This window comes from Agarivorans sp. QJM3NY_25, from assembly GCF_050870875.2.
Taxonomy (GTDB): Bacteria; Pseudomonadota; Gammaproteobacteria; order Enterobacterales; family Celerinatantimonadaceae; genus Agarivorans.
The window spans coordinates 1,694,453-1,706,377 of sequence record NZ_CP194041.2 but is presented as its reverse complement, the minus strand read 5'-3'; the positions used below and the strand labels follow the sequence as shown (position 1 = coordinate 1,706,377).

8 protein-coding genes, 1 other RNA gene and 1 pseudogene are annotated in these 11,925 nt (G+C 43.2%); 6 read left to right on the top strand and 4 right to left on the bottom strand.

Annotated features, from left to right (window positions below):
• Positions 1-154 precede the first annotated feature (154 nt).
• Positions 155-1,858 carry a bifunctional metallophosphatase/5'-nucleotidase gene (locus ACRRSW_RS07875; RefSeq protein ID WP_432459040.1) on the top strand — a complete coding sequence of 568 codons (1,704 nt, stop codon included), beginning with the start codon at positions 155-157 and terminating at the stop codon, positions 1,856-1,858.
• Positions 1,859-1,926: 68 nt separating this feature from the next.
• On the opposite strand, the pseudogene ACRRSW_RS07870 reads toward ACRRSW_RS07875, so the two are convergent.
• A pseudogene (locus ACRRSW_RS07870) lies at positions 1,927-2,043 on the bottom strand (two-component system response regulator); the annotation flags it as partial.
• A gap of 648 nt (positions 2,044-2,691) precedes the next feature.
• On the opposite strand from ACRRSW_RS07870, the gene ACRRSW_RS07865 reads away from it, so the two are divergent.
• From ACRRSW_RS07865 to ACRRSW_RS07850, 4 genes are all read left to right on the top strand, one after another.
• Complete coding sequence (locus ACRRSW_RS07865; protein WP_439037770.1) at positions 2,692-3,087, top strand: tripartite tricarboxylate transporter permease; 396 nt, start codon at positions 2,692-2,694, stop codon at positions 3,085-3,087.
• 279 nt (positions 3,088-3,366) lie between these two features.
• An RNA gene (locus tag ACRRSW_RS07860) (hammerhead ribozyme type II) lies at positions 3,367-3,427 on the top strand.
• A 1,549-nt stretch (positions 3,428-4,976) separates the two neighbouring features.
• Positions 4,977-5,402: a hypothetical protein gene (locus ACRRSW_RS07855; RefSeq protein ID WP_432459039.1), complete on the top strand. Its 426-nt coding sequence runs from the start codon at positions 4,977-4,979 to the stop codon at positions 5,400-5,402.
• Between the two features lie 23 nt (positions 5,403-5,425).
• A complete protein-coding gene (locus tag ACRRSW_RS07850; RefSeq protein ID WP_432459038.1) occupies positions 5,426-5,890 on the top strand; it encodes a hypothetical protein in 465 nt (154 codons plus the stop codon).
• A 91-nt stretch (positions 5,891-5,981) separates the two neighbouring features.
• Here the strand turns inward: ACRRSW_RS07850 and ACRRSW_RS07845 are convergent, their stop codons facing one another.
• The 3 genes from ACRRSW_RS07845 to ACRRSW_RS07835 all read right to left on the bottom strand — a co-directional run bounded on the left by ACRRSW_RS07845 (position 5,982) and on the right by ACRRSW_RS07835 (position 10,731).
• Positions 5,982-7,022, bottom strand: a complete 1,041-nt coding sequence (locus ACRRSW_RS07845; RefSeq protein ID WP_432459037.1) for an IS481 family transposase — start codon at positions 7,020-7,022, stop codon at positions 5,982-5,984.
• A gap of 512 nt (positions 7,023-7,534) precedes the next feature.
• Positions 7,535-8,698, bottom strand: a complete 1,164-nt coding sequence (locus ACRRSW_RS07840) for a hypothetical protein (RefSeq protein WP_432459036.1) — start codon at positions 8,696-8,698, stop codon at positions 7,535-7,537.
• 2 nt (positions 8,699-8,700) lie between these two features.
• On the bottom strand, positions 8,701-10,731 hold the full coding sequence (locus ACRRSW_RS07835) for a DUF3857 domain-containing transglutaminase family protein (protein ID WP_432459035.1): 2,031 nt from the start codon (positions 10,729-10,731) through the stop codon (positions 8,701-8,703).
• A 378-nt stretch (positions 10,732-11,109) separates the two neighbouring features.
• On the opposite strand from ACRRSW_RS07835, the gene ACRRSW_RS07830 reads away from it, so the two are divergent.
• Complete coding sequence (locus ACRRSW_RS07830; protein WP_432459034.1) at positions 11,110-11,757, top strand: LysE family translocator; 648 nt, start codon at positions 11,110-11,112, stop codon at positions 11,755-11,757.
• Positions 11,758-11,925 lie beyond the last annotated feature (168 nt).

The window sequence follows — 11,925 nt, the reverse complement described above, 5'->3', positions numbered from 1 at the left end:
ATGTTTTGTTCAGGCTTTGTTTATCTTTCGCGGCTCATCATTGTTGATCAATTAGTTTTCATCGCGACTCCGCTCAATGGTTACCAGCATCTGATCTCACTACAACTGCAATAACAATCTCATATACTTCAGGCCCTAGGAGAACTTCTTCGCTATGCCCTACTCGCTTTACTTAGCTCATATCAACGATACCCACTCTCATTTCGAAGCGTCCATGGTTCACTTCAAGATCAATATTCAAGGGGAAGATTATCGTTTAGAGGCTCAATGTGGCGGTTACGCCCGCATCGCCACGGCGGTAGCACAGCTCCGCCAAGAAGCTAAGCAACAGCGTTGCCCTTCATTATTTTTACATGCTGGCGATAGCTTTCAGGGAAGTTTGTACTTTAGCCAATTTAAGGGCTTAGCTAACGTTCGCCTACTCAATCGTTTAGCACCCGATGCCATGACCATTGGCAACCATGAGTTTGATTTAGGCAATGCACCAGTGGCGCAGTTTATCGAGCAAGCCAACTTTCCCTTGCTGGCTGGCAACATGGACTTAAGCCAAGAAGACCAAAACAAAGCCCACCCTCTGGCGCCACATAACAATCTTTATCGCTATGATAATTCTCGCAAAATAGCTCAGTACCTATTAAAGCCTTTAGCCGATAAACAGCTAGCGATTGTTGGGATCACTCATGATTTAATGCATCAGATTGGTTGTCCCGATAGCGATTGCAGTTTTCTGAATGCTATCGAAACCACCCGCGCCACCATTGAGCATTTACATCACCAAGATATTCAGCACATCATTATACTCAGCCATTTGGGTTATCAGGCTGATGTTGAACTCGCCAAAGCGGTTAACGGTATTAGTCTGATTGTGGGTGGGCACTCACATACCCTCACTGGCGATTTTAGCAGCTTAGGCCTTAATTCCTGTGAACAAGGGCCTGCTTGGGTGAATGATAGCCTGATCTTACAAGCGGGCAAACATGCCGAATCTATTGGTTTAGCAAAACTCGGGTTTAATCGCGAGGGTAAGGTCACCCATATGGATGGTGGCATATCCTTCTTACTCAGCGAAAATTGGCAAGCCTTTGTCAATGAACAACCAGTGACGCCTCCCCAACATCAAGCAATGCAACACTACCTAAGCGGGAGCCGATTTTTCAGCCACTATTCTGCCGAGCCCAAAATGCAGACACTCATCGATAGAGACTATCGACCAGCAGTTGAAAAGATGCATCAGCAAGTGATTACCACGGTGCCTCAATCGCTATTTCATACCCGAGCGCCCACCGTTGATTTTCCTCAAGGTAGCGAGGTTTCGCCACTGGTTTGTGCCGCTTTCTATTGGGTGGCAAACCAACACTCTCCCACCGACTTTGCCTTACATAATGCCGGAGGGGTAAGGGTTTCATTAAAAACAGGTCCACTCACCAAAGCCGAAATTTGCGGTCGGCTACTGCCCTTCGAGATTGCCATCGTAAGTTATTTAATCAAAGGTGCAGACTTAGCCATCGTGATCGAAGGGGCTATCGACAATGCCTATAGTAACGGCATTGTCGGCACTGGCGATGGCAGCTTTCCCTATTTTCATCGGCTGCGTTATCGCTATCAAGCTGAACTTCCTCAAGGCCAACGAGTGAGTGAAATAGAGTTATACCAAGGCGAGCAATGGCAAGCAATGGAGTCCGAAAAAGCCTATAGAGGGGTTTCTTCGGCCTATACCTTAGCCGGCAAAGAAGGTTATCACGGGCTACTCCAGACTTGGGATCATCAAGATCTAGGCATGAGCATGAGCGACAGTTTTGTAGCTTACGCCGAGCAAATAGATCAACTGAGTGCAGAGACAAGCCAAGCAAGCACTTGAGCCCTTTAAAATTCACACCGCTCAATTACTCGCCAAGTGGTTGAGCTCTCGTGAAACGCTTTACCAATTCATGCAACCCGATAATACACCCGCTCAGGTCGACCCACCGCGCCGTAGGCCACTTCAGGGCTCAGCTCGTTACAGCTGACCAAATACTCCAAGTAGCGCCGGGCCGTGGTGCGGGATTTAAAAGCGTAATCTTGGCTATCGAAAGTGTGAAAGGTTTTTGTTTTTAGAATGGGGGCTAGTTTATTATCCATCATCAGCCATGCTGAGACTATGGCTCGCCTAGCTTATAGTTAGGGCTAAGTTAATCCACGCAATTAAACTTATCTCTTTAAATTTCTTAGTTTTTTTGAGCTTTATCCTAGGTAAGTGTCGCGAGAAGGTGTTATTGCTGGTTTTGTTTTTAGAATGGGTGTCTAGTTTATTACAAACAGACTTCAACTTTGCTCCCTTGTTCATTTTCGCTACTCGGCGAAGATGATGGGATTTAAAGCGTAATCTTGGCTATCGAGAGTGTGAAAGATTTTTGCTTCAAAGTCTGTGTTAGCAACGGGGTAAAAGCTTTCGCCTACGGCAACGTCATTTTTCTTTGACGAGCAAAGAAAAACGAAGCAAAAAGAAAACTCGCCCTGCATCTTCTTAAACCCTGTGTTGCTCATTCTCAAGGGCGTTGAAGTAACTCGCTACGCTCAAACAGACTTCAACTTTGCTCCCTTGTTCATTTGCGCTACTCGGCGAAGATGATAGGATTTAAAAGCGTAATCTTGGCTATAGAGAGTATGAAAGGTTTTTGTTTTTAGAATGGGTGTCTAGTTTATTTTCCCTCTTTGGCCAAGTTACTCAACATTCCACGTCCCTACTTAGTCCCAATGATCCTGCTGTTTTCTATCACCGGGGTATATTTGGTGTCGTTCAATAGCATGGATATTTTGATTATGGTGGCGGTGTGTGTAGCCGCTTTAGGTTTACGCTTGTTGAACTTTCCAATGGCACCGATGTTACTCGGCTTTATTCTCGGCGGCATGCACGAAGATAACCTACGCCGCGGCCTGTTAATTGGTGATGGCGAACTCAGCTTTTTGTGGGAACGTCCTCTCACCCTCAGCTTCATTAGCATCGCCGCGCTGGTTCTGTTCAGTCCACTACTACGCCCCCTTTGGGAGCGCAGCAAGGCCGGACTCGACTACCAGGCCGCCAAACGTAAAGCGGCGGTTAAATCTTAGCGATTAGCGCTTAACGAAAAGGCCTTAAGATTGTGCTTAAGGCCTTTTTTATACGGTATTATTTGGAATCCTAGGATATCAAGGGAAATAGTGAAAAAATCTGCGCGTTTATACATGCACTAATTCAGATTATTCATTTTTATCAATCAGTTATATATTTACGATTTGAGATAATAGGTTTGAAAAACGCGCATGCGCTCTAATAAAGTTTTATATTTCAATGAATTAAGCTGCTAGCATAATGATTGATAAGCACTAATCATAGGTGTACTATTTCAGAGTCGAAACACGTAAGTGTCTCTCGTGGGTGGCCTCCTGAGACTGATGATGACAGGCTTGGTATTTTTAACAATCAACCCTAGTAGCTTTTGGGTTACTTTTGCATTGGCAGAAATTATCAGTTTATTATCGACGTTGACTATGGAGGATATGCATATGGTTATTAAGGTTCTTAGAGAAGTTAAGTCATTTGTATTAGCACTCTGCCAAGAGTTCATCGAAGTTTTGGAGTGCCACCTTCCTTACAGGTTTAACCTGCTGATGAGCTAGTGAAATCCTAGCGAAAAGCAAAAGTTCTGTAACCCCAATACAAATGCTGTGTTGGGGTTTTCTGTATCTGAAATATACAAATAGAATAGGTGTCGCGTAGCCGACACCTTATTCGGGTGTTGAACAAGCCCGATGCTTCTTTCTATAGTAAATAACGCTGTTGATGCTGGCGGGGCCAAGGCCTTGTTCGTTTTCCCAAGGCGAGTTTAGCTAAGACAGGTTGAACGGCGCGAACCCCTTACCCGTCTTGTGTGGTGCTAAGCTGTTAATTTTTATGTATTTTTGAAGTAACTCGCTACGCTCAAACAGACTTCAACTTTGCTCCCTTGTTCATTTGCGCTACTCGGCGAAGATGATGGGATTTAAAAGCGTAATCTTGGCTATCGAGAGTGTGAAAGATTTTTGTTTTTAGAATGGGTGTCTAGTATATTTCAATAAAGCGGCATTGGGCTCTTTATCTAAAAACGCCGTCTGCTGATAACCGCCATGGAGTGAGTTAAACGATCGCTTGTTAAGCAGATCTCCCCACTCTTTGTTTATAAGAAGTAGAACATGCACTTTCTCTTTTCTTTGCACTGCTGCATCATTTACGGTGGCCGTTAGATCACATGAGCTCAAAGTCTTGTGCCAACTAGCCTCCAGCCTACGCCTCATATGATGTTCTTGTTCATCAGCTCACCCTCTTTTTAGATAAAAAGGCGTCCGGCTTCCTTCAGACATTCCCTCACGGCAATGCCCTTGCCATTCGCTAGTCCTTAGCGTTTAATAATCAAAATGTTATTAACCGGTGACCTTCCTACAGAGGACTTTCACCTCATTAGTTGATGCCCATGTGGGCGTACACAATAAATTTAAGAGAGATTCACAACGCTTGGCGCTTTCACTTCTAGCCAGTTTAGTGTTTATGGCACAATGATTTAAGTAAGCTGTCTGCGTTGTTCACACCTTAGTTTGGCGTTATATGCCACCGGAGTTTGAGTGAAAAATACATTAATAGCACTGCTTCTCACTGGTGCCACTTGTTCATGTGACGATTTAGGTGTTGATAGCTGCTTGGATCGGGGCGGAAGTTTTGACTACGAAACTTGTCAGTGTGACTATGAAAACACTCATGAAGTGAAAAATAGCCATCAATGTTGAAATGTGTTGCAGTGTATTCAGTATGTGGTAGGCGTTATGGCTAGCTGAAATTCCAGTAATGAAGGAAGCTAAATGGCATATAACAAGCCGCTGTAATCGCTCACTGCGTTCGCTGGGACAAAAATATATAGGCTGCCCGCGCTTCGCTTGTCATTGTAGTCTATATATTTTTGCCCCTAAGCTGGGCGTTAGGCAACCCTATGTTTAGTTTCTTCAAGAAAGAAAAATTTGAACCAGAATTCCCAGTCATAGACTTGGACTCAATTCCAGATGAAGTCTTCAGCAAGCTGTCAGCTTTTTCATCAGTAGATATAAGAGAAGATTCGGATGAAAAAGATATAGATTATTCTTTTGTTGTTGAAAAAGGCGTGACGCGTATTCACGTCGGCTTTGCGAATGATAGGATTTCATATGTAAACTACCTCACAGAACAATTTAACGGCAGTGAGAAGAAAAAGGCAGAGAAGCTGAATTGGTTTTTGGAATATTACGGCAAAAAAGAAGAGTATGGTGAGCCAAATAATACTGGCTATATGATATTTTTTCACAACACTAAAAGGAATCTCTCAATCGTATACGGGTTACACATGGGGCCTATTCGTGTTAACAATCACGCAAATGCCTAACAAAAAGGGGAACCGCGAGGGATATGCGCAAAACTAAATTTGATATGAATTTAGCAATATGCCAAAAAGTATTAGAGGCTTTTTCTAATATTGGAAGCGAACAATTGGCTCCAATTATCGAGGGGTTTTCTAAATCTATTGATCAAATAAAAGGCTGGGTAAATGACAATAATTTTCCAGCACCAAAATCCGAAATCGCTAAGGGTTTAGAGCAAGGTATTAACGATCTGTCGTTGTTAATTGAGGACCTCGAACCAAATTTCCGTTCTAAAGCATTTAGCGCTTTTTACCAAGCTGTGAATTCGGTAAATCCAGATTACTTTGAAAAGCAAAATGCTAAAATTCAGCTAGTCATCAAACGCGGTAAAATCAAAACAGAAAGTGAGTTCTATCTCTTACGTAATCGTCTAGACCGCATTGAAGGTAATGGTTCGCACGAAGAAAAGATTATCAGTAAGTTAGTGGAGCTGTATGAAATTCAAGCATAATCGGGTAGCCGGAGGTATCTGGTCCCCAGCTAAGCTGTAGTAGCTCAGACCTGATCTGACAGTTACCCGATTTTTAGGGTGCCTTGTCAGCTTAGATTTGAGCTAAATTCTTCTCAGCCCAAACCGTTTTCCCATCGACTAATGTTTCAAGTGGTGTTCTGCCACAGCATATCTTTCCTTGATGGGTTCGTTCATTGTTGTAGTAATCCATCCACTCGTCCAGATCTTTTTGCAGCTCCTCTAGTGTTGAGTACAGTTTCTTCCTAAATGTGATTTGATAAAACTCGTTCAAGATCGTCTTATGAAATCGCTCGCAGATGCCGTTAGTTTGAGGCGACATTGCTTTAGTTTTGGTGTGGTCTATATCATTGATGGCTAGATAGAGCTGATAGTCATGCTGTTCTACTCGGCCGCAGTATTCTGTACCTCGGTCAGTCAATATACGAAGCATGGGCAAGCCCTTTGACTCAAAGTACGGCAGAACTTTGTCATTCAGCACATCAGCTGCTGTTATTGGCGTTTTGGTGGTATACAACTTAGCAAAAGCGACTTTGCTATAGGTATCAACAAAGGTTTGCTGATAGATGCGTCCAACGCCCTTCAGGTTGCCTACGTAAAACGTATCTTGTGAGCCTAGGTAGCCAGGGTGAGCGGTTTCAATTTCCCCACAAGCCTCATCATCGTATTTCTTTTTTTCAAGCGCAGCAACTTGCGCATCACTAAGTACAATGCCTTCGCTAGCCACTTTAGCTTCTAAGGCTTTTAAACGCTTTTTAAAGTTTTCGAGACTATGGCGTAACCAAATTGAGCGAACACCACTGCCAGAGACAAACACACCTTGTTTGCGTAGCTCGTTACTGGTTCTATGCTGGCCATGAGCGGGCTGCTCAATAGCATATTTAATGACGGTCTGTTCGGTTGCTTCATCGACTCTATTTTTAAGGTTAGGCGTTCGCCGAGTCCTGTTGATGAGGGCATCTAAGCCACCTTCCTCTGCAAGCTCTTGGTAGCGATAAAACGTATCCCTAGATACGCCCATGACTTTACAAGCTTTAGACACATTGCCAAGTTCTTCGGCAAGATTGAGTAAACCAGCTTTGTGTTTGATGATCGGGTTGTTAGTATGCAACATAGAGAGTTACCTTCCTTTTTGGATATTTTGATTAAAGATTCAACACCTTTATCAAAACGGGTAACTCTCTACTTTTCAAGAAGTAGTGTCAGATCTAGTCGGAACTAATACAGCTAAGCCGATAGGTTTTACTCACCGCATATAATGAACTGACTTTAAGCATGTCTATAACGCGAGTCTCAAACAGCTCTGTACGGAGACAATGAGCTGCACAGGCTCCTCATTGATTTTCAGGTTCAGACCTTCACCATGCACCATGTCCCAACCATTACGATGGGCGTTGGGCTACTATGCCGTCTGCTGACTTCTGCTTAATCACCGTTTGAGTTGCCCCAAATAGCGCTATCGTTGTTCATCGTATTTGCTCACTTGGTTTTATTCTTGTACTTTCTAGTAAAAAACACAGGGGCTAAAAACACATAATTGGCTCGCCGGGGGATCTAGCCTCCGGTTCCCACCAGCTTGAATATGCATAAACAATCTGAGCTGGCTCATACACCAGCACTTCAGCACTAATTTATATATTTAGCGTAACGTTGATAGTTGGCCGTTGTTATAAACGAATTGCCTGCCTCTAGCTCTAACAGAGATTGCTTACTGTAAGCCACCGAAAAACGGTCATATAAGACTTTGAGTAACAGTTCTGCTTGTTCATTCTGCTGGGTTTTCATTGACAGATGGAGCAACGCTAAGTATGCATCAGGTTGATAAGGCTGCTTAAGAATGCTGTCAACCAGCATGGTTTCCGCCAATTGAGACTCACCTAGAGCATCTTGTAAACTGGCCATTTCCACCTGAATTCGAACATCCTTAACCACTGGCTCAGGGTATGCGGCTAAACATGCCAAGGCAAGTTCGTACTTTTTTTGCTCGTAATAATACAAAAAGTAACGGGGGTGTATGGTCTTGTGTCTTGCCAAGGAACGACTCAAAGCAACCGGTAATTCTCGATTGGGTACACTATCGCGAACTCGTAGCAGAACCCCAAGTATCGAGTCTTGCTGCTGAAAGCGTTTTGGCATGAGATTATAAGTGCGTAGCATTTGATTATAGCGAGAGTCTTCTAGGTATTTAAAAAATAGACCTAAATTATCTAACTGTTTATGGGAATAAACATTAGTACGAGAACTCTCTTGTATGAAATCGAAACCACTAGAGATCCCCGCGCCTAAAGCTAAATTCACAACATCAACAATAACACCGTTCAACCATGTGAATTGATAATAAGCCAAAAGGTCATGATGAGCCGCGCGGTAATAACTAATAAAAGAGCCATTATTACCGGTTTGACTGCCGATATACATCCACTCCATATCTGGCGTTTGCTTCATCCCGGTAATCATGCCTTCACTCACCGTTGAAAACAATCTGTTTAAGTTCTCTTTAGCACTGGCGTTGAGATCCTTGGTGCCGATGAAATACTCAATCATTTTATCGTAATCTATTTTACTGGATAACGCGTCTTCGGTTTGTTGATTGAGCGCTGACTCAAAATTGAGAAAAAATTGCTCGCTATATAATTCAACTGGCTTTGCTGTGCGAGGTGCTGGTTCAGCCATCTGCCCCGTGCTCAACTCCAGCCCAGAGTTTCTCTGTTGTGTATTGGTTTGCTCGGCGTCGGTACTGGCACAGGCTTGCAGCAACACAAGCAAGAACCCGATAATCAAATGCTTCATGATCACTCTCCTTGCTCAGTGGCTTGCTTTTTATTTAATAAAAAATTAACCAATTGATTCATCGACTGATAAGCCGGATCAGAGGTGACATTGGTGATGCTATAACTAATATCTAATTGTTTTCTGGCCTCACGCATCAACTTGGCAAAGGCTCGCACACCTTTTGCATCAACTGCGGCTTGTTTATTTTGATAACGCTGTTGATAAATAAGCGTTCGATAATGGGAATCAAACGTGGCGCTAAATTTAAAATAATCATCTTCGAACAGCTGCTCATCGTTAAGCGCACTAAAATCAACATCATACGGCAAAATCAATTTTGATTGATGTGAAACGGTGATCGGCCCGCCAAGCGCATAAGCTTGGCGGCGGTCTATTTTTTTGGGAACCCTCAAGTAATAGTCCAAACTACTTGAATACAAACTGAACACCGCATCCGCTTGTTCCAATCTCCAAAAATCATCTAACACGTAGTGCTCTTTCACTTCAATGCGATTACTTATTTTGTCATCATTAATATCAATATCTTGCAGGGCTCTTAGCGCAGGATAATAGCGTTGGTAGTATTCCAAATAAGCCTGAGACAAACGTTTTATCGATTGATTCGCCATGTCATAACGAATGCGTTCCGCTTCGGTACCTGTAAAAACACTATTCACCGTCAATAGAACCGGCGATTGGTAATCGGCGGTGCGAAAGGTTTCGGATACATCCACTAAGTTATCACTAGCATTTAACTCAGGCATTGTCGTTAAGCCGGTATTTTCAGGAGCAATCACTAAAGCTTGGCCGAAGTTAGCAGGCACAATCGTTTGTAGCAGCGATGCTTGATAAGCATTCGTTGGATCAATCCAGTACTGCCGGTTTTGGTAGGTCATACGCACGATGGCATGATTAAAAGCGTTATAGCTGGGTAAGGAATCGCCAATAGTATTGCGTTTATAACTAGAGACTAAAACCGGGTAAGCTTCGACGCCAATGGCTCTTAAGGCGCGAACCAACAGTAAAGATTTGTCCTTACAGTCACCATAACGATTATCAAACACTTGCGAAGGTTGATGGGGGCGGTGAGAATTTTCGGCAATTTCAATCCCCAAATAACGGACCTCTTGCTGCGCAAAGGCAATCGCTTTTTCAATCGCTAATTGAGTGGGCTTTGTCTTTAAGTCGGCTAGCCACTTTGTAAATGCAGGAGAGTCATCTTCTGGCAAATTAAATAACTGCTCTGCCCAGTTAGACACTTCTTGCCATGTTTGAAAGCTAGTGACTTGCCAAAAAGGATAGACATTATCCCAACTGGGAGCCTGACCATCTTCATCATAAGCGGGAACATCTTCAAGATGAACCGAATAACGCAAAGCATTGGCCAACGACTCCACTTTAACCTTGGTATCCAAATTCACCACTTGGGTAGAGAGCGGTCGGGCCTTCGGACTGAGAACGCTAACCCAAACCTGGGCAACATTATCTCTCCAGCCCAAACCAAAAGTTTGGCTAAAGTTGCCTGCAAAGACTGGATTTTCGCCAATCACGCTAAAACTATAATCAATAATGTCACCTGCGCGAACGTCTTTTAGCCATAACTGTAACTGCTTTTCCCCAGAATAGAGTTTATTGTGTTGTTCCGTTTCCAAATCAATTAAACGAATATCTTTAGTAAACAAGCGATTGAGCTTGTGATGCTGACGATGAATTTCAATATGGTGTAATTCTATGCGTTGAAAATCAGGATTGAAGGTGATTTTAATATCCGAATTATCTTCTATTCCCCTAACATCATTCACTTGCAAACGAAGATGCCGATAAAAATGAACCTGCTTGGTTTTTAGATTCACTTGGGTATCGGTGACTAAAAAATTAGCCGACGGTAGCCTTTTATCTGAAACTTTACTGGCGACTGCCGGATGTTGTACCACCCACTGTGGCACAGTGCTCACTCGCCAAAATGGCGACTCGGCGGCCTGAGACGAATTAAGTACAACGAACTGAAATAAAAACAAAAATAAGATAATAATTGGTCGACAGGCTGGCACTGCAAATCCTTGCACATAGTGATAAGGCTCCATACTAGTAACAAAGAAGTAAAAATTAAAGTCGAGTTTCAAGGTAAAGTTAAAATCGAAGCGCTAGCCCCTGCAGATGACGACATCACTAGCAGACAAGTCTTTTTAACAAAACGCCAATCTTAAGCCACAGATGTAACGCAGCAAAACCAAACCTTCTATTTTGTTTAATCGTTTGCTATAAGTTGCCCATCGACACTTCACCGAACACCCAAGAATTATTTATTGCACAATTCTTGCTTATTTTGTTTTAATCTTCGTCTCATGCAATGAGCAATCAGCATCCCATTCAAAGACATCAACTGATTTGTCTTGATTGTTGGTCATACAACACGCAAGGAGTACCTTTTGGAATATATTCAGCTATTCAGCTTTATTGTCGTCACCAGTCTCTTGGTGATCTCCCCGGGCCCCAACGGTTTATTGTTAGCAAAAACGGTTCCTACATCCGGTAAAAAAGCTGGCTTTTTTAATATCGCTGGTTTTGTTGCAGCTTTCTATCTGCATGGATGTGTTTCCATTTTTGGACTTGCCGCGCTGCTATATCAATCTGCGACCGCGTTTATGCTGCTCAAAATTGTCGGCGCAATCTATCTCACTTGGATAGGGCTAAAGTCGCTATGGGCGGCCTATAAGCCAAAACCGTCATCATCTGAAGACGCAACTACACTCAGTTCCCCGCTCACAACACTAACTAAGCGCAGCGCATTTTGGGAAGGTTTTTTAACCAACGCTCTCAATCCCAAAGTTTCGATGTTCTATCTTGCGGCTTTTCCCCAATTTATTCCAAATCACCAGCAAGCCATTGTTTATGCCTTGTTACTGGTCACGGTGCATGCTTTGATCGCCCTACTTTGGTTCTCTTCACTAGTCGTATTGATGTCGAAACTCTCCAGCATGGTGAATAAAGGCTTGTTTCAAGGTCTACTCAAGAGCATCACTGGCTTAGTGTTTATTGGATTTGGCGCTAAGCTACTGATGTTAAATAATAAGTAGATACCGCACGCCAAAATTAATTTCGCGGTTGGGGCGAGTGTTATGCCATATAGGGGGCAACATGCGGACCCCACATCGCGTGAGCGCGAACCAGCGGCGCTTCCCAAAGCACGGTGGATCGAAGATACAGAAACATAGATATATCGGTTATTGAAGCCCAAATATACA

Bases quoted from the DNA above. Each gene is read 5' to 3' on its own strand.
- ACRRSW_RS07850 (WP_432459038.1), top strand. From the start codon at position 5,426: ATGCGCAAAACTAAATTTGATATGAATTTAGCAATATGCCAAAAAGTA.
- ACRRSW_RS07875 (WP_432459040.1), top strand. From the start codon at position 155: ATGCCCTACTCGCTTTACTTAGCTCATATCAACGATACCCACTCTCAT.
- ACRRSW_RS07845 (WP_432459037.1), bottom strand. From the start codon at position 7,022: ATGTTGCATACTAACAACCCGATCATCAAACACAAAGCTGGTTTACTC.
- ACRRSW_RS07855 (WP_432459039.1), top strand. From the start codon at position 4,977: ATGTTTAGTTTCTTCAAGAAAGAAAAATTTGAACCAGAATTCCCAGTC.
- ACRRSW_RS07840 (WP_432459036.1), bottom strand. From the start codon at position 8,698: ATGAAGCATTTGATTATCGGGTTCTTGCTTGTGTTGCTGCAAGCCTGT.